This is a genomic window from Streptomyces misionensis, assembly GCF_900104815.1.
Classification (GTDB): domain Bacteria; phylum Actinomycetota; class Actinomycetes; order Streptomycetales; family Streptomycetaceae; genus Streptomyces; species Streptomyces misionensis.
Genome location: NZ_FNTD01000004.1, coordinates 7,507,261 through 7,524,623 on the forward strand (window position 1 = coordinate 7,507,261; position 17,363 = coordinate 7,524,623).

Annotated in this window: 17 protein-coding genes; 8 read left to right on the plus strand and 9 right to left on the minus strand. The window is 74.8% G+C overall.

Going from position 1 to position 17,363, the window contains the following annotated elements:
• Window positions 1-5: 5 nt before the first annotated feature.
• Window positions 6-2,387, minus strand: a complete 2,382-nt coding sequence (locus BLW85_RS34935; protein ID WP_074995314.1) for a SpoIIE family protein phosphatase — start codon at window positions 2,385-2,387, stop codon at window positions 6-8.
• A 262-nt stretch (window positions 2,388-2,649) separates the two neighbouring features.
• On the minus strand, window positions 2,650-3,372 hold the full coding sequence (locus tag BLW85_RS34940) for a 2OG-Fe(II) oxygenase (RefSeq protein ID WP_074995317.1): 723 nt from the start codon (window positions 3,370-3,372) through the stop codon (window positions 2,650-2,652).
• A 209-nt stretch (window positions 3,373-3,581) separates the two neighbouring features.
• On the opposite strand from BLW85_RS34940, the gene BLW85_RS34945 reads away from it, so the two are divergent.
• Entirely contained in the window at window positions 3,582-3,824 is a 243-nt protein-coding gene (locus tag BLW85_RS34945; RefSeq protein ID WP_070023297.1) for a hypothetical protein, read from the plus strand.
• 3 nt (window positions 3,825-3,827) lie between these two features.
• Window positions 3,828-4,205, plus strand: coding sequence for a toxin Doc (locus BLW85_RS34950; protein ID WP_070023437.1), 378 nt, complete (start codon window positions 3,828-3,830; stop codon window positions 4,203-4,205).
• Window positions 4,206-4,567: 362 nt separating this feature from the next.
• On the opposite strand, the gene BLW85_RS34955 is transcribed toward BLW85_RS34950, so the two are convergent.
• A complete protein-coding gene (locus BLW85_RS34955) occupies window positions 4,568-5,737 on the minus strand; it encodes a lactate 2-monooxygenase (protein ID WP_074995319.1) in 1,170 nt (389 codons plus the stop codon).
• A 409-nt stretch (window positions 5,738-6,146) separates the two neighbouring features.
• Here BLW85_RS34955 and BLW85_RS34960 point away from each other — a divergent pair, with 409 nt between their 5' ends.
• On the plus strand, window positions 6,147-6,581 hold the full coding sequence (locus BLW85_RS34960) for a subtilase-type protease inhibitor (RefSeq protein ID WP_070023299.1): 435 nt from the start codon (window positions 6,147-6,149) through the stop codon (window positions 6,579-6,581).
• A gap of 202 nt (window positions 6,582-6,783) precedes the next feature.
• On the opposite strand, the gene BLW85_RS34965 is transcribed toward BLW85_RS34960, so the two are convergent.
• From BLW85_RS34965 to BLW85_RS34980, 4 genes are read right to left on the minus strand one after another with little or no spacing between them, the layout of a single operon-like run.
• Window positions 6,784-6,981 carry a CDGSH iron-sulfur domain-containing protein gene (locus tag BLW85_RS34965; protein WP_071828548.1) on the minus strand — a complete coding sequence of 66 codons (198 nt, stop codon included), beginning with the start codon at window positions 6,979-6,981 and terminating at the stop codon, window positions 6,784-6,786.
• Window positions 6,962-7,636: a HemK2/MTQ2 family protein methyltransferase gene (locus BLW85_RS34970; protein ID WP_074995321.1), complete on the minus strand. Its 675-nt coding sequence runs from the start codon at window positions 7,634-7,636 to the stop codon at window positions 6,962-6,964. Before BLW85_RS34970 ends, BLW85_RS34965 begins: the two co-directional genes overlap by 20 nt.
• Before the next feature lie 14 nt (window positions 7,637-7,650).
• The gene (locus tag BLW85_RS34975) at window positions 7,651-8,658 is read right to left on the minus strand and encodes an iron-containing redox enzyme family protein (protein ID WP_074995323.1); all 1,008 of its coding nucleotides are present in this window, start codon (window positions 8,656-8,658) and stop codon (window positions 7,651-7,653) included.
• Window positions 8,659-8,686: 28 nt separating this feature from the next.
• Entirely contained in the window at window positions 8,687-8,878 is a 192-nt protein-coding gene (locus BLW85_RS34980; protein ID WP_074995325.1) for a hypothetical protein, read from the minus strand.
• A gap of 220 nt (window positions 8,879-9,098) precedes the next feature.
• Here BLW85_RS34980 and BLW85_RS34985 point away from each other — a divergent pair, with 220 nt between their 5' ends.
• The 4 genes from BLW85_RS34985 to BLW85_RS35000 all read left to right on the plus strand — a co-directional run bounded on the left by BLW85_RS34985 (window position 9,099) and on the right by BLW85_RS35000 (window position 12,248).
• Window positions 9,099-9,626: an SRPBCC family protein gene (locus BLW85_RS34985; RefSeq protein ID WP_074995328.1), complete on the plus strand. Its 528-nt coding sequence runs from the start codon at window positions 9,099-9,101 to the stop codon at window positions 9,624-9,626.
• Between the two features lie 123 nt (window positions 9,627-9,749).
• The gene (locus BLW85_RS34990; protein WP_074995330.1) at window positions 9,750-10,577 is read left to right on the plus strand and encodes an SDR family NAD(P)-dependent oxidoreductase; all 828 of its coding nucleotides are present in this window, start codon (window positions 9,750-9,752) and stop codon (window positions 10,575-10,577) included.
• 5 nt (window positions 10,578-10,582) lie between these two features.
• Window positions 10,583-11,500, plus strand: coding sequence for a DMT family transporter (locus BLW85_RS34995; protein ID WP_074995331.1), 918 nt, complete (start codon window positions 10,583-10,585; stop codon window positions 11,498-11,500).
• Between the two features lie 28 nt (window positions 11,501-11,528).
• The gene (locus tag BLW85_RS35000; RefSeq protein ID WP_074995333.1) at window positions 11,529-12,248 is read left to right on the plus strand and encodes a polysaccharide deacetylase family protein; all 720 of its coding nucleotides are present in this window, start codon (window positions 11,529-11,531) and stop codon (window positions 12,246-12,248) included.
• Window positions 12,249-12,322: 74 nt separating this feature from the next.
• Here the strand turns inward: BLW85_RS35000 and BLW85_RS35005 are convergent, their stop codons facing one another.
• Window positions 12,323-13,375 carry an MGDG synthase family glycosyltransferase gene (locus BLW85_RS35005; RefSeq protein WP_107409235.1) on the minus strand — a complete coding sequence of 351 codons (1,053 nt, stop codon included), beginning with the start codon at window positions 13,373-13,375 and terminating at the stop codon, window positions 12,323-12,325.
• A 331-nt stretch (window positions 13,376-13,706) separates the two neighbouring features.
• Between BLW85_RS35005 and BLW85_RS35010 the strand changes: the two genes are divergently transcribed.
• On the plus strand, window positions 13,707-14,522 hold the full coding sequence (locus tag BLW85_RS35010) for a ribonuclease BN (protein WP_070023308.1): 816 nt from the start codon (window positions 13,707-13,709) through the stop codon (window positions 14,520-14,522).
• Window positions 14,523-14,537: 15 nt separating this feature from the next.
• On the opposite strand, the gene BLW85_RS35015 is transcribed toward BLW85_RS35010, so the two are convergent.
• Complete coding sequence (locus tag BLW85_RS35015; protein WP_070023309.1) at window positions 14,538-17,363, minus strand: NHLP bacteriocin export ABC transporter permease/ATPase subunit; 2,826 nt, start codon at window positions 17,361-17,363, stop codon at window positions 14,538-14,540.

Below are 17,363 nucleotides of genomic sequence, written 5' to 3' on the forward strand. Positions count from 1 at the left end.
CCGGGCTACTGCTCCTCCTCGTACAGCGGCAGCTCCGCCCAGATCGTCTTGCCCTGCGAGCCGTGCCGGCTGCCCCAGCGCTGGGTGAGCTGGGCGACCAGCAGCAGCCCCCGGCCGCCCTCGTCGAAGGTCTTGGCCCGGCGCAGATGCGGGGCGGTGGGGTTGGTGTCGGAGACCTCGCAGATCAGGGTGGCCGCGTCATGGATCAGCCGCAGCCGGATCGGATGGGCGCCGTACCGGATGGCGTTGGTGACCAGCTCGCTGACCACCAGCTCCGCGGTGAACGCGGCCTCGCTGAGCCCCCAGGTGTCCAGTTGCTCCACCACCTGCTTGCGGATCGGCGCCACCAGTGCCGGATCGGCCGGGATGTCCCAGGTCGCCACCTGGGACGCGGGCAGACCCTGGGTGCGGGCCAGCAGCAGCGCCACGTCGTCGGCGACACCGCCGGAGGGCAGCAGGGCGCGCAGGATGCGGTCGCAGGAGGCGTCCAGCGAACCGGCGTACGCCTCCAGCGCCTGGTACAGCAGCCCGCGCCCGGCGTCCGCGTCCCGCTCCCGGGACTTCACCAGACCGTCCGTGTACAGGGCGAGCACGGTCCCCTCCGCCAGATCCACCTCGGTGGACTCGAAGGGCAGCCCGCCCAGGCCCAGCGGGGGACCGGCGGGCACGTCCAGCTGGTGCGGCCGGCCGCCCGGCGGCAGCAGCACGGGTGGCGGATGCCCGGCCCGGGCCAGCGTGCAGCAGCGCGACACCGGGTCGTAGACCGCGTACAGACAGGTCGCGCCGACCTCGCCGGTGCTGCCGTCGCCGGCCTCCTCCGCCAGCCGCACCACCAGATCGTCCAGATGCGTGAGCAGTTCGTCCGGGGCCAGGTCGATGTCCGCGAGGGTGCGTACGGCGGTGCGCAGCCGGCCCATGGTGGCCGATGCCTGGATGCCGTGCCCGACCACGTCGCCGACGACCATCGCGACCCGCAGCCCGGACAGCGGGATCACGTCGAACCAGTCGCCCCCCACCCCGGCCCGCGCGGCCGGCAGATACCGGGAGGAGGCCTCCAGGGCGGCCGTGCGCGGCAGGGTGCGGGGCAGCAGGCTGCGTTGCAGGGCGAGGGCGGTCTCGCGCTCGCGGGAGTAGCGCCGGGCGTTGTCGATGCAGACCGCGGCGCGGGTGGTGATCTCCTCCGCCAGCAGCCGGTCGTCCGGGGCGAAGCCCTCCGGGCGCCGGTGCCGGGAGAACACCGCGACCCCCAGGGTGAGTCCGCGGGCGCGCACCGGGACCGCCATCGTGGAGTGGATGCCGAAGTTGCGCACCTGCCGGGTGCGGGCGCTGTTCCAGTCCAGCCAGGGGCGCATGTCGCCCGCGGCCATCGAGGCGATGATCGTCCGGCCCGCGGTCAGCGCGTCAGCCTGCGGCGAACCGGCCGGATAGCGCTCGTTCTGACCCGGCTTCAGCACCGCCTCCGGCACCCCGTCGAGGACCGACAGATGGGCGGCGCGGCGCAGGGTGACCGGGGTGGTGACCCGGGCCGGTGGCTCCCCGCCGTACTCCTCGGGGTCCAGCAGGTCGACGGTGACGAAGTCGGCCAGCGCGGGCACGCACATCGCGGCCAGCTCCTGCGCGGTACGCGTGACGTCGAGGGTGGTGCCGATGCGCACGCTCGCCTCGTTCACCAGTTGCAGGCGCTGCCGGGCCCGGTGGTTCTCGCTGACGTCGTGCACGGCCAGACACACCCCGCGCACCCGGCCGGTCCGGTCCCTCACCGGGTTCATCCGCACGAGCCAGGCGTGCGGCCGCTGTTCGCCGCCCGCCCGCATGAAGGTCTGCACGTCCCGTGACCGGCCGCTCTCCAGCACCTCGTGGATGCCGCGGGCCAGTTCCTCGCCCTGGGGCTCGCCGACGACCTCCGTGAAGTGCAGCCCCCGCGTCCGGTCGTCCTCGGGCAGCCCGCAGAGCGCGGCCATCGCGTCGTTCATCCGGCGCAGCCGCAGGTCCTCGTCGTAGACGGCGAGCGCGCACGGCGACTGCATCAGGCCCGCCTCGCCCAGCGGATCGTCCTCGGCGGGTGGCTCCGTGCCGGTCAGGGGGGTGACGAGGACCCAGCGGTCCCCGGCGCCGTCGGGGCCCGGCAGCCGCTGGGCGAGCAGCCAGACCTCCAGGCTGCGGCCGTCCCGGTGGCGCAGCCCGAGCGTGCCGTGCCAGCGGCGGGCGCCCGCGGGCAGGCTGGGGGCCGGTCCGGCGAGCAGACGGGCGGCGGGGCGGCCCACGACGGTGTCGGCGGGGTGGCCGAGCAGACGCCGCGCGCCCTCGTTCCACTCCACCAGCGTTCCGTCGTCATCGAGGACAGCCCGGGCCGTCGCCGCCTCGTCGAACGGATAGACCCGGCTCATCGTCGCCGCTCCCAAGCGCACACTCACAGTGAACAGGTGGCACTACTCGTGAGTCCAGACTAGTGGCTCGCGCCTGCCGGTGAACGTCGGCACCCAGGCGGACGACTGGTTGGCCGAACACGGTCAAGATCGCCGGTCTCCGCAGGTCACAAAGAGCTTGCGCATTTTTTTGGTTCCGTTGTAAGGGAGGGTCGGAATCTGTTTGTTCGAGACCGGTCGTGTGCGCTTGTCGGTCCGGCAGCGGCGGCGGGCGAACATTTGGTCACGCGGCGTCGTGGAACACCAGCCCGAGGGTGCGCCGCCGTCCGGACCGCACGGTGCTCACTCCGTGCCGCATCGCCCCGGCCGACCAGCCGCGCCGCGTGCGCACGGGGCGGTCCCGGGTGGTGAACACCAGCCCGTGCCCCTGTCGCAGCACGGTCGCCGTGCCCCGGGACTGGGCCCGCGCCCGCTGCTCGACCATCAGGAACTCGCCGCCGGTGTAGTCGTCGCCGTACGCGTCCAGGGCGAGCACCACCTGGAGCGGGAAGACCAGCTCCCCGAACACGTCCCGGTGCAGGGCGTTCCAGTCGCCGGGCCCGTAGCGCAGCAGGATCTGCGCCGAGCGGTCCTGGCCGGCGCAGTGGCAGCGGGCCAGCCACTCGTCCAGCTCGTCGGGCCAGGGCGCGGGGCGGCCGAGCCGGGCCGCCCAGTCCCGGGCCACCGGAAGCAGCCGCGGGTAGAGCGCGGCGCGCAGGGCGGCCACCGGGGCGGGCAGGTCATGGGTGAAGTAGCGGTACTCGCCGCAGCCGTACCGGTGCCGGGCCAGGTCGACGGTGGTGCGGAACAGCTCCGGCCGGTCGTACAGGGCGGCCAGCGCGGCGCACTCGGCGGGCGTCAGCAGCGGGCCGGTGGCCGCGCAGCCGTGCTCGTCCAGCTCGGCCGCGAGCGCGGTCCAGTCGGTGCCGGCCACCCGGCGGCGGACCTCGGCCTCGGTGGGTGTCATGCCTGGCGCCTCCATCGGATCGGTGCTCATCGGTCCTCCCGAACGGCTCTCGTGGGCTCTCCATGCCGAGTCTGCGTCGCCGGGCGGGGCGGGACCGGCGGACAACGGACGTGGTCCTCGGGTGCCGCAGGTCACGGCCGGTACCGCATCAGGTGTGAGATGACCTGCGGATATTTACGGGTGAGTACCCGAGCGGTACCGTTTGGTCCATGCCAGCTCTCAACGTGGAGTTCAGCGAACGGGAACTAGAGGACCTGCGGCAGATCGCCAAGGAGCGCGGTACGTCGATGAAGGCCCTCGTCCGCGAGGCCGCCGCCGCCGACATCGCCCGGCACCGGGCGCTCCAGGAGGGCGCCGAGGCGTTCCGCAGTTTCTTCACCACTCACGCCGAGGAATTCGCGGCCGCCTTCCCCGAGGACGAACCTCCCGTCGCGCGGGGCGAGGCCGCCTGAGTGATGCCTCCCGTCATCCACATCGATGTCCCGTGGCTGCTCCAGCGGCACGAGGAAGTGCTGCCCGACCAGCCCGCGGTCGACGACTTCTCCGCACTCGTCGCCGCCGTCGCCCGGCACCGGGTCGATCCGCCCAGGCTCGGCGTGGACTCCGACCCCGCCTGGCGGGCCGCCGCCCTGCTGCACACCCTCACCCTGCTCAGGCCCTTGCCCACCGCCAACGCCCGCTTCGCCTGCGCCACCGCCGTGGCCTACATGTTCGTCAGCGGCGTCGGCATCGACCCGCCCTACGGCGCCCTCGTGGACCTCGCCCGCGATCTGCTCTCCGGCAAGACCGACGTCTACGGCGCCGCCGACCGGCTGCGTTCCTGGCAGATCTGATCCGCACCGGCCGCCGGCCCGACGGGGGGCTTAGCCGGACAGGCCGCGGAGCCGTCCGTGCCCGCCCGGCCGGAGGGGGAAGGCGCCGGGGCCGCCGGCCGGGGCGGGCAGAACGGGCCGGCGGCCGGTCGCGCACGGGAGAGCCGCCGTCCCGCGCGGGGCCTTCCGAGGGGCCGGGCCCAGTCCACCACCGGCGCGGGCGCGGCGGTACGGTGCGCGCCCGCGCGATGGGTGCGCGGGGTTCACGCGGGGTGCGCGCGTACGCCCCGGCCCCGGGTCCGGCCGGGGCGTACGTCCGTCCCGGCTCCGGGTTCGTCCGGGCGGCGGGCCGGCCCCCCGTCGGGCCGGGCCCTCCCAGCCCGTCAGGCCGGGTCCTCGGACAGGTCGGCCGGGGTGAGGGTCGCCGGGGTGGTGTGGCCCGAGAGGGCGAGGGTCAGGTCGAGTTCGGCGAGCAGGCAGCGGACGACGTGGGTCACGCCCACCTCGCCGTCCAGGCCCAGGCCGTAGACGTACGGCCGGCCCAGCAGAACCGCCTCCGCGCCGAGGGCGAGCGCCTTGAACACGTCGTCGCCGCTGCGGATCCCGCTGTCGAACAGCACCGTCAGCCGGTCGCCGGCCGCCGCCGCGACCCGGGGCAGCGCGTCGGCCGCCGCGACGGACCCGGCGACCTGCCGGCCGCCGTGGTTGGAGACCACCACGCCGTCCATCCCCGCGTCCGCCGCGAGCCGGGCGTCGTCCGGGTGCAGCACGCCCTTGAGGACGATCGGCCCGTCCCAGTGCGCCCGCAGGAACTCCAGGTCCGGCCAGGTGTGACCGGGGTCCCCGAACAGGCCGAGGAAGTGCAGCACCGCCGCGTCGGGATCCTCGTGCACCGGCTTGGCCAGACCCGCGCGGAAGGCCGGGTCGGTGAAGTAGTTGGCGGTGCCCACCCCGTGCAGGAACGGCAGATATGCCTGGTCCAGATCGCGCGGCCGCCAGGACAGCAGCGGGGTGTCCAGCGTGACCACCAGCACCGAGAACCCGGCCGCCCTCGCCCGCCCGAGGAAACTCCGGGTCACCTCGCGGTCCTTGCCCCAGTACAGCTGGAACCAGCGCTCGGCCTCCCCCATCGCCTCCGCCACCTGCTCCATCGGCGTGCTGGACGCGGACGACAGGACGTACGGCACGCCCTGCGCCGCCGCGGCGCGTGCGGCGGCGCTCTCGGCGTCCGGGTGCATGATCGACAGCACCCCCACGGGCGCCAGGGCGAGCGGTGCCGGCAGGGTCCGCCCGAAGACCTCGACCGACAGATCGCGCTCCCGTACGTCCCGCAGCATGCGCGGCACGATCCGGCGCCGGGCGAGCGCCGCGCGGTTGGCGCGGGCGGTGCTGCCGTCGCCCGCGTTGCCCGCCACATAGCCCACCGGGCCCGGCCCGAGCCGGTGTTCGGCGAGCTCCTCCAGCCGGGTCAGGTCGGTCGGGAGCCGGGGCACGGCACCCGACATCCCGTTCAGGTAGATCTCGTACTGGAAGTCCGCCCAGTGCCTGGCCATCCGCTGCTCCCGTCTTCCCGGGCCGAGTTCGCGTGCGGCGCCGACAATACTGGCCGGTAGTGGGGGAGTCGGCCCCCGGGCGGAGCCCCCGCCTCCGGTGATCGTTCCATGAACACAGGGAGTCATGAAGGGGGCCGTGGGCGACAGTGTCGGAATGTTTCCGGACGATTAAATAAGCGCTGTTTTTCAGCCAATTGACGGCTTCTTGATGGCAACTACCGCGCAGTTACCGGGTCCTGTCGTTCGAATTCTGTGACTTCACGCCACTGATTCAACACGAAAGGTTACCGAAAGCCGTGGGGTCGATGTGTGTTTCCGCGGGGGACTCGGCAGAGTGGCGCTCGCCGCTCCGACGTCCCACCGGAAACGGAGCCGGCACCCTGTCTGTTCGAGCGGAAGGATGCACACAATGCGGAACACCGCGCGCTGGGCAGCGGCCTTCGGCCTCACGGCCGTCGCCGTCTGCGGACCCCTGACCGGGGCCGCCGTCGCCGCACCGGACGCCGCCCCCGCCTCGCTCTACGCCCCCTCGGCGCTGGTGCTGACCACCGGCCACGGCGGCGACGCGGCCACGGCGGCCCCCGAGCGTGCCGTCACCCTCAGCTGCGCCCCCGGCGCCTCCGGCACCCACCCGGCCGCCGCCGAGGCCTGCGCGGAGCTGCGCGGAGTCGGTGGCGACCTCGGCGCCCTCAAGGCACGCGAGGACGTGTGGTGCAACAAGCTGTACGACCCCGTGGTCATCACCGTCCAGGGCGTGTGGCAGGGCCAGCGCGTCTCGTACGAGCGCACCTTCGGCAACACCTGTGAGCGGGACGCGACGGGCGGCAGCCTCTTCGCGTTCTAGTGGACCGGGATCGCAGGTGCCCCCGCGTGGACACCGATCAGGACCGTGACTGGGGAGTGCGGCCCTGTGAAGCGGGGAACCCGCGGTCTCGCGCCGGGCCGTTGGGCGAAGTGGGGTCGCCCGCCGCCTGCCCGGCACCGAAGCCGCTCCCCGGTCAGGTCCGTGGGGGTCCTGCCGGGGAGCGGCCAAAAACGAACGGTGCTCAGGCCTTGCGCCGGTGACTGGTGTCGCACCAGGGATAGCGACGGCTGCGCCGGCAGGTGCACAGAGCGACACGGAACCGGTCCGAGGACACCGTCGTACCGTCCTCCAGCTCGACCTCCACCGGCCCCTCCACGAGCAGCGGCCCGCGCCGTTGCACCGTGATCCGCCGGGCGCGCTCAGCAGGTTCGTTCGGCACGGATCACCACCAGCTCTTCCCTCGTCTCGTGCGGCGCCAGCAGTCCGCGCCGGCGCAGCCAGTCCGCCCGGGACCGCAGTACCGGCCCGAGTTCGATCCAGCGCCGCCGCACCACCGCGGCCTTCAGCCCCGCGCCGCGCAGCAGGTCCACCGTCCGATCGGGATCGCTCAGCGCGGACTGCACGATCAGCACCACGCCCCCGGGCGCCAGCAGCGCGGGCGCGCCCTGGCAGACGCGGTCCAGCAGCAGCCGCCCGTCGTGGCCGGCGTCCCAGGCCCGGGACCGGCCGCGCGGACGGTCTCCGGTGTGCGGCGCGGGGACGTAGGGCGGGTTCGCGAGGATCATGTCGTAGGTCCGCCCGCGCACCGGGGTGAAGAGGTCGCCGCGCCGGATCCGCACCGGCAGCCGCCTCAGCCAGGCGTTCAGCCGGGCCGTCCACACCGCCCGCCGGGACACGTCCACCGCGGTCACCTCGGCGCCCATCCGGGCCGCCGTCAGCGCCAGCGCGCCGCTCCCGGTGCCCACGTCGAGAACCCGGGCCCCAGGCGGCACCACTTCCTCGCGCAGGGCCTCGGCCAGCAGCGCCGTGTCGTCCTGTGGGGCGTAGACGCCCGGAATCAGCAATGCGATCACGGACCGCGAGTACCCGTACATACCGGATGTATGGGTCACACCGTGCTCGGCTCTCCCAGGGGCACGCGGAGCGACGACCGCCCCGCGCGCCAGTCGGACAGCAGCCGCCGGGCCAGCCGGTCCTCCAGGTACTCGGTGGCGTCGATGCCGAAGGCGATGTCCGCGGCCAGCTCCGGCTCCTCCTCCAGGAGACCGCCGATCACCTCGTGCCGGACCACCTGCTCGTGCACCGCGTCCGCCTCCACGTGCTCGTCGTAGAAGAACTGCGCGGCCGCCCCCGCCCCGGTGCGGCGCAGCGCCTCGGCGAGCCGCCGGGAGCCGGGGGAGGAGGTGATCTCCACGTCGGCGAAGTGGCCCACCAGCGCTCCGCGCAGGGCGCGGTGCAGGCCGAACAGGGACATCAGGTTGACGACGGCGAGCATCTCGGCCGGGGCCGCGTCCAGGAACCGCCCGTATCCGGTGTCCAGGTCCAGGTCCCGCATCAGGTCGGCGAACAGGCGCGCGTGGACCCGCTCGGCGCGGCCGCCGCCGAACTCGTCGTACTCGACCGCCGCCATCGCCGCCTTCGCCCGGCCCCACAGCCGCGGCAGCACCCAGGCGTGCGGGTCGGCCTCCTTCAGGTGGTACAGGGAACGCTGCGCCGCGTACTCCCGGAGCTGCCACAACTCGCCCTCGGCGCACAGGAAATGGCTGACGCCGGTGCCCTCTGCCGGTTCCACCAGGAGGGCACCGAGCGCGTCGTCCAGACTGTCGTGGACCGGGGTGTCGGCGCGCAGGGCGGCCAGGAACCGGCGCTCCAGCGCGGCCCGCACCCGCAGCAGGTCAGGGTCCCACTCGGCCTCGGCGGGCACACCCGCGAAGCCTCGGTAATGCAGCTCGTAACACAGGTACAGGGCGAGCTGCGGATCGTCGCCGTAAGGGTCCGCGTCCTTCGCGTCCACGGCCGCCGGCAGGGGGCCGGCATCCCGCAGATACGCGATGATCGCGGCGGACAGCGGTCCGCGGGCGTCCGGCAGCTCGGGTCCTCGCACAGGGTGGTCCATGGCACCCGGGTACCCGCGTCCGGGCAGCTCAGTGGTGCCGTCCGGGTGTCTTGCGGTCGCCCTTCGACTGCTCCTGGGCCCCCGTGTTCGGGGTGATGGCGTCGCCCGCCTCGCCCCGGCCGCGGTCCGTCTCACCGCGCCGCTCGGCCTCCTCCGCCTCGTGCAGCACCTCGCCCAGCGCCGTCTCGGGCCGCTCCTGGCGCTCGTCCTCACCGGACATGACGTCTCCCTTCCGTCGGTGTCGTCTGATCATCCGGGTTGCCCGGTACGGCGGTCTCAAGCCTGGACGGCGGCGGCACGCCCCGACGGAGGCGTCGGCGCGGCCGTGCGGGTGACCGGTGGGTGTGCCGGACCACGCCCGTTCGGGGGGGTGCCCGCCGGGGTTTCCCGGCAGACGGGGAACAACTCCGGAACCCCCGCCCCCGGAATAGCGAGGTGCCATGGCCGTCGACCTCACCGGCAGCTACCTCACCCTCGACGACGGCCGCCCCGCCGTCCGCTTCAGCCGCGCCTACGACCACCCCGCCGAACGTGTCTGGCACTTCGTGACCGACCCCGGCGAACTCGCCCGGTGGTTCCCCTGCCGCGCGGAACCGGAGCTGCGCCCCGGCGGCACCGTCCGCTTCGGCGACGACCCCGGCCTGCCCCCCGGCCGCGTGCTCGCCGTCGACCCGCCTCGGCGGCTCTCCTTCGCGTGGGGCGGCGACGAACTCCGCTTCGCCCTGGACCCGGCGGGCACCGACCGCACCCGGCTGACGTTCACCGACGTCCTCGACACCCCCGAGGCCGCCGCCCGCAACGGCGCCGGCTGGGAGGTGTGCCTGGCCGCCCTCGACGCCCTGGCGCGCGGCGAACACCCCGCGGGACCGCCCGCCGGCCCCACCCCGCTCTGGAGGGCGTACTACGAGGGGTACCTCGCCGCGGGCGTCCCCTCGGGCGCCCCGGTACCCGGCCTGGACCGGCCCTGACCCGCCCCCGTCCGCGCCATCTCCACATGCGCGTTGTGTCAGGGTGTGGCGCCCTGGATACACCGCGAGGGTTCGGCCCTGGAGTTCGCGAGACGTGTACGCCGTCGCAGTGAGGTCGCCACCATGTCCCATGCACCGTCCCCCGCAGGACCGTCGAACCGCACGCGGCCGGTGACGGAGGCCGGCCCGGGTGCCGCGCCGGCCTGCCGTGGCACGGCGCTGGTCACCGGCGCCTCCTCCGGCATCGGCGCGGCCGTGGCCCGCCGGCTGGCCGCCGAGGGCGGCTGGCGGCTGGTGCTCAACGGCCGCGACCTCACCCGCCTGGAGCATGTGGCCGCCGAGATCTCGGCCCTGGCCGTCGCCGCGGACCTCACCCGGCCCGGCGCCGACCGCCGGGTGGCCGAGGCCGCCCTGGACCACCTGGGCCGGGTGGACCTCGTCGTGGCGGGCGCCGGCGTCGGCTGGGCGGGCGACTTCACCGGCATGCCCCGCGCCCGCATCGAGGAACTGGTCGGCACCGATCTGCTGGCCACCCTGCACCTGGTGCGCGGTCTGCTGCCGCACATGGTCGCCGCCGGCTCCGGGCGCGTCGTGCTGCTCGGCTCCGTCGCGGGCAGCGTGGGCGTGCGCGGCGAGGCCGTGTACTCCGCGGTCAAGGCCGCCGTCGCCACGTTCGCCGACGCCCTGCGCTACGAACTGCGCGGCACCGGCGTCGGCGTCACCCACGTGGTCCCCGGAGTGGTCGACACCCCCTTCTTCGACCGGCGCGGCGCCCCCTACCGGCGCTCCTGGCCGCGGCCGGTGCCCCCCGAACGCGTGGCGGACGCGGTGCTCACCGCCGTACGACGCGGCAAGGACGAGGTGTACGTCCCCGGCTGGCTGCGGCTGCCCGCCCGGGTGCGCGGGGCCGCGCCGGGCCTCTACCGGCGGCTCGCCGCCCAATTCGGGTGAACGGCGTGCTCGCGCTGCCGGTCGTCCTCGCGCTGTGCGCGGCCCTGGCGAACGCCGCCTCCTCGGTGCTCCAGCGCCGGGCCGCCGCCGCCGACACCCCGGAGGCACCCGCCGGGACCGGGGCGTTCCTGCGCGGGCTGCGGCGGCTGCTGCACCGCCCCGACTGGCTGGGCGGCGTCGCCCTGCTGATGCTGTCCGCCCTGCTCCAGGCCTGGGCACTGGCCGTGGGCAGCCTGTCCCTGGTGCAGCCGCTGCTCGCCACGGAGCTGCTGTTCACGCTGATCGTGGGCGGCCTGGTGTTCCGGCGCCGCCCGGACCGCCGCACCTGGCTGGCGTTCGTCGCGCTCGCCGTGGGGCTGGCGGTGTTCCTGCTCTCGGCCGCGCCGGTGCCGGGCCGCACCGACGCGACCTCCCGCGCCTGGCTGATGGCCGGGGGAGTGGCCTGCTGTGTCGTGGTGCTGCTGGTGCTGGTCGCGCGCACGGTACGGGGCGCGGCCCGCGCGGCGCTGCTGGGCCTCGCGTCCGCCGTGTCCTTCGCGACCACCGCCGCGCTGCTCAAGGAGACCGTCGGACGGCTGCGGCTCGGGCCCGGCGCGATGTTCGCCCACTGGTCGCCGTACGCCACCGCCGCCGTCGGGCTCGTCGCCTTCCTGCTCCTGCAGAGCGCGCTGGGCGCCGGCTCGCTGGCCGCGTCCCAGCCCGCGCTCACCCTCGGCGACGCGCTCACCAGCGTCGCGCTCGGCTGGGCCCTGTTCGAGGAGTCCGTCCAGCTCGGGCCGCGGATGGTCCCCGAGGCCATCGGCATCGTGCTGATCGGCGCGGGCAGCATCGGGCTCGCGAACGCCCCCTCGGTCGGCCGGGGCTGGGACACCCCCTCGGAGGGCCACCCGCCGGACACCCACCTCCCGATGCGCCACAACTGAACGCGCAACCCCCTCAAGGAAGGTCACCATGTCATCCCGCGCCCTTCGTACGGCGGCCGTACTGCTGCCCATCGGGCTTGCCGGGGCCCACATCGGCCCGGCCGCCACCTGGCTGCCGGGCGTGCGGCTGCCGTTCTTCCCCCGGCTCGCCGGCGCCGGACCGCGCCACCATGTCGCCCTGACCTTCGACGACGGGCCCGACCCGGTCGCCACCCCACGTTTCCTGGACCTCCTGGACGAACTCGGCGCACGCGCCACCTTCTTCGTGCTCGGCGAGCACGCCGCGCGCCATCCCGCCCTGGTCGCCGAGACCGCCCGGCGCGGGCACGAGGTCGCGGTGCACGGCTGGACCCACGACCGGCCCTGGCTCCCGGCCGTCGGCCGCGAGACCACGGGCCTCGTCCGAACCGCCCACGCGGTGCGGGACATCACCGGCCGGCGGCCCCGGTGGTACCGGCCGCCCTACGGCATCCTCACCTCCGCCCGCTGGCTGGCCGCGCGGCGGGCCGGGCTGCGGCCGGTGCTGTGGTCCGCCTGGGGCAAGGACTGGCGCGCGGACGCCACACCGGAGTCGGTGCGCGCGCTGATCTCCGCCGACCTGCGCGGCGGCGGCACGATCCTGCTCCACGACTCCGACCGGCTCGCCACCCCCGGCTGCTGGCGCTCCGCGCTGGCCGCGCTCCCGGCGATCGTCCGGGACTGCCGGGAGGCGGGGCTGACGGTGGGGACGCTGCGGGAGCACGAGTAGGGGGAGCGCGAGGGGGATGTGAGAGGGACGGGCGGCCGGGGCCGGCCGGCAGCCGGTGACGGGCGGGCGGCGGATCAGGCGGTGGGGTCGGCGAGTTCGGCCACTTCCGCCATGGGGTCGGCCCGGAAGAGGGCGCGGGCGCGGCCGGCGCGGGCCGGGGCGGAGGCGGGCAGGCGGGTCAGGGACTTCAGCAGGGCGACCGGGTCGGGGGCGTATTCCGTCAGGCCGAGTTCGGCCATCCGCCGTACCCCCTCCAGGCCGTGGCCGGGCAGCGGCCGGTAGCCGATCACCGGGAGCCCGGTGGCGAGCGCCTGCACGGAGGTCTGGCCGGCCGCGTTGTCCAGCAGAGCGTGGGCCGCCGACAGCAGGCCGGGCATGTCCTCGACCCAGTCCAGGGCGAGCACCCCGGGCACCCCGCGGACGCGTTCGAGCAGCCGGCGGTTACGGCCGCACAGCACCACCGGCAGATATCCGGCGCCCGCGAGCAGCGCGGCGGTGCCGTCCGGCCGGGACGCCGCGCCCCAGGCGCCCGCGGACAGCAGCACCGGCGGCCGGCCGGGCGCGTGCCGGGCGAACCGCTCCCGCCAGCGGTCGGCACCCGGCGCCGGTGCCAGGAACTCCGGCGCCACGACCGGCCCGGTGGCCACCGCCGCCGTGTCCACGCTCCGCCGCACCTCGCGGGCCGCCGTCTCCGTCAGACACAGATAGCGGTCGTTGCCCGGGTGCAGCCACTGCCGGTGCACGGCGAAGTCGACGAGACAGACCGCGCTCGGCACCCGCAGCCGCCCCCGCGCCCTGAGGTGGCCGGTCAGCTGGGCGGCCAGATGGAAGACGGACACCACCGCGTCGGCGTCCAGCCGGTCCACGAGCCCGAGCAACCGGTCCCCGGCGAGCCGGGCCAGCGGCACCCCGCTGGGGCGGCGGCCGGGACCACCGCGCAGGAACGCGCCGTAGACGCCGGCGTACACCCAGGGGGCGTGCCGGACGACGGCCTGGTACCAGGCGCGCAGACCGGTCCCGAGGCCGGCCGGCAGCAGCGTCAGGACGTCGACGACGTACGGCTCGTGGCCGTAGCGCTCGGCACGCCGGGCCAGCTCGGCGGCGACCGTGTCGTGACCGGCCCCCATGCTCGCGCTGACGATCAGTGTCCGGCGCCGGCGGGCGGGCGCGGACCATTCCCCGTGGGGCACCTCGGCAGAAGCACACACGGGGTCCGATTCTCCGGGCCTGCGCCGGGCAAACCGGCCAACCGGGCCGTGTCGTGTCCGGGCACGCGGGTGGGATCGCCCGGCAGCGGGGGCGGGGACCGAGCCGGCCGACCCGAGTGGCCGCCTCCTCGGTGGCGCGGCGCCCGGAGCGTGCCAGAGTGAAGCGGAGGTGCGCGTTCATGTCGGACCCGGGCGGGGCGCCGCGGGCACCGGCGGGCGCGCGCGTGCGGTGGCGAGCACGGGAGGTGCCGTGAGGCGGTGGCGGCGCGGCCTGCACCGCGCTTGGCAGTGGCTGCGCGTCCAGGCCCTGTTCCAGCACGGCCGGGAGCTGGAGCTGATGCACCGGGCCATGGGCTTCGCCACGCTGGCGCTGGTGACGCTGGCGCCGCTGCTGATCGTGGTCGCCGCCGCGGACCCGCTGGTGCGCGGCGGGTTCGCCTCCTGGCTGACCGACGGCATGGGGCTGTCCGGCCCGTCCGCGCGGGTGGTCACCGACGTCATCAGCCCGCCGCACAACGTCATCGGCACCACCAGCGCGTGGAGCGCGGTCCTGCTCGCCGTCTTCGGCGTGTCCTTCGGCGGCAGTGTGCAGAACGCCTACGAGCGTATCTGGGGGCTCGCCGCCGGCCCCTGGCACCGGGTGTGGCGGCAGGCCACCTGGCTGATCGTGCTGACGGCCTACCTCTACCAGGAGGTGGCGACCAAGTCGGCGCTGCACGGGGGGCAGCGGATCCTGCTGTCCGGGGTGAGCGGTGTGCTGTTCTTCTGGTGGGGGCAGTGGTTCCTGCTGGGCCGCCAGGTCCGGTTGCGGCAGCTGCTGCCGGGCGCGCTGGCCACGGTCGTCGGCCTCGCCGGTCTGCGGGCCTTCTCCTACCTCGTCTTCACTCCCCTGATCGTCACCAACGCCCTGAGCTACGGCGCGGTCGGCACCGTGCTCGTCATCGAGTCCTGGCTGATCGGCGTCGGCTTCGTCATCTACGGCGGCGCCCTCTTCGGCCGCTGGTTCTGCGAGCACCACTGGATGCCGGTCCACCACGACGGGGACGAGGAGGAGCGGCCGCGCTAGCGGCCGGACGCCGGGCTACGCCAGCTGCCGCCGCACCAGTTCGTGCAGGCGCCCCGTCGTGTCCGCCAGCAGCTCCGCGGGACTGCCCTGCTGGACCACCTTCCCGGCCTCCATCACCAGCACCCGGTCCGCGTCCAGCACCGTGGACAGGCGGTGGGCGATCACGATCCGGGTGGCGTTCAGCTTGCGGGTGCTGTCGATGACGATGCGCTGCGTGTCGTTGTCCAGGGCGCTGGTCGCCTCGTCGAAGAAGAGGATGCGGGGACGGCGGATCAGGGCCTGGGCGATCATCAGGCGCTGGCGCTGGCCGCCGGAGACCGAGCCGCTGCCGGAGACGATGGTGTGCAGCCCCATCGGCATCCGCTTGATGTCCTCCGCGAGCCCCGCCATCTCGGCCGCCGCCATCGCCTCCTCGGGGGTGTACGGCTCGGTGCCGCAGATGACGTCCAGGAGGGAGCCGGTGAACGGCTGGGCGTGCTGGAGCACCACCCCGCACTGTCGGCGCACTGCCGACTGGTCCAGCGCCGCGAGGTCCTGGCCGTCGTACAGGACGCTGCCGGAGACCGGCCGGTCGAAGCCGATCAGCAGCCGCAGCAGGGTGGACTTGCCGCAGCCGCTCGGGCCGACGACCGCGACGAACTCGCCCGGCCGCACCGCGAACGAGACGTCGTCCAGGACGAGCGGGCCGTCGTCGGAGTAGCGGAACGACAGCCGGCGGGCCTCCAGGGCACCCGAGAGCGGGCCCGGCCGGGTGCTCGTCGCCGGGACCTCCGGGGCAGCGTCCAGCACCGGCCGGATCTCCTCGAACAGCGGCAGTGCCGCCACCGCCGACACCAGCGAGCCGGTCAGCTGGGTGACCGAGGTGAGCACCATCGTCACCGAGGTGTTGAAGGTGAGGAAGTCGGCCGCCGACAGCGTGCCCTTCGCCGGACCCGCCAGCAGCATGAACATCAGCAGCGAGCACACCGGCAGATAGACCGCGCCGAGCACCGTGGTGAGGTTCTTGATCCGCCCCGCCTTCTGCTGAAGCTCCCGGCCGCGCGCGAACTCCCGCGCCCAGGCGGCGTACGCGTAGTTCTCGGCGGCCGCCACCCGCAGCTTGGGCAGCCCGCGCAGGGTCTGGAACGCCTGGTTGTTCAGCCGGTTGCCGAGCACCACCAGACGCCGCTGCCAGCGCACCTGCCACAGCCCGAGCCCCAGGAACACGGCCGCGATCACCACCAGCATGCCGATCGCCGCGAGCGCCATCGGCACGCTGTACCACAGCAGCAGCCCGAGGTTCATCACGCCGACCGTCACGGACTGCGCGACCACCGGGCCGACGCCCGCCAGCATCCGGCGCATCGCGCTGATCCCCATGGCGGCACTGGCCAGCTCGCCCGTCGAGCGCCGGGTGAAGAACCGGGTCGGCAGCCGCAGCAGCCGGTCCCAGACGGCCGGCTGCAACGCCGCCTCGATCCGCCCCTCCAGCCGCAGGATGGACAGGTTCTCCAGCAGCGTGAACGCCGCCGACACCACCCCGCTCACCATCACCGCCAGGCACACCTGGACGATCAGGCCCTCCTGCGCCCTCGGCACGTACTCGCCGAGCACCTTGCCGGTCGCGACGGGCACCAGCGCGCCGATCGCCACCGTCACCAGCCCGGCGAGCAGCAGGGCCAGCAGATCACCGCGGGCGCCGCGCAGGGTGAACCGGAGCAGGCCGAAAAGCGACAGCGGCTTGTCCGGCAGCGGCCGGTAGAACATCACCGCGCGGGGCTCGAACTCCTGCGCGTTCGCCTTCCCGACGGGGGTCTCCCGGCCGGTGCCGGGATGCACGGCCGCGTATCCGCCGCGCCGCCACAGCAGGGCGACCGGCGCCCCGGACAGCGCCCGCTGTCCCACCAGCGGGCCCACGTTCTCCCGCCACCAGCGGCCCTGGAGCCGTACCGCCCGGGTGCGCACCCCGGAGGCCAGAGCCACCCGCTCCACCGGATCGAGGCGTTCGCTCTCGGCGCCGCCCCGCGCCGGGTCGGCCAGCCGGATCCCGGCCGCCTCGGCGACCAACGCGCAGGCCGCGTAGGTCGCGTCGGCGTCGGCGGCCGTGGTGCGGCGGCCCGAGCGCCGGCCGATGGAGGCCAGCAGCGTCCGGTCGGCCTGGGCGCCGGCCGCCTCGCCGGCCCTGATCCCGGCGGCCGTCCGGGTCTCGTGGCTGCGCTCCAGCTGTTCGATCCAGCGGTCGAGCGCGGTCAGCAGCCGGTACTGCTGGTCGACCAGCGACTGCCACAGCGCCGGGTCCATCAGCAGATCGGCGGCGGCCTCCGCGCCGTACAGAGAGCCGTACTGGACGCTGCCGGGCGGCACCTGCATCCAGAACACGTCGTCGTCCGTGGGCGCTTGGGAGCGGTCCTCGGCGAGCGGCGCCTGGAAGAGGACGGACAGGCCGCGGCCGACGCCGAGCGCGAGGGCGTACTCCAGCGGGCTGGAAGCGGGCGGCACGTACTGCGGAGCGCCGTACTCGTCGTACGACCAGGTCTCGGTGCCCGCCGGCTGGTACAGCTCGCGCAGGCCCACGCGGTGCAGCACGCAGTCGCGCACCGGGCGGGCCACCAGGGTGTGCCGGGGGCCCGCGACCGGCCCGAGCAGCAGGGCGCCCGCCTCCAGGCGGCCCAGATGGTGCCAGTGGCCCTGCTCGGCGGCGTCCACCGCGAACAGGTCCAGCGCGCCGGCCGCCACCAGCCACAGCACCTGCGGGCCCTCCAGATCGAGGCGGGTGAGCCCGGCGCAGTCCACCCGGGTGCCGAGCGCGCCCAGCGCGCCGAGCACCAGATCGCCGTCGTACCCCTCCTGAACCGTCGTCAT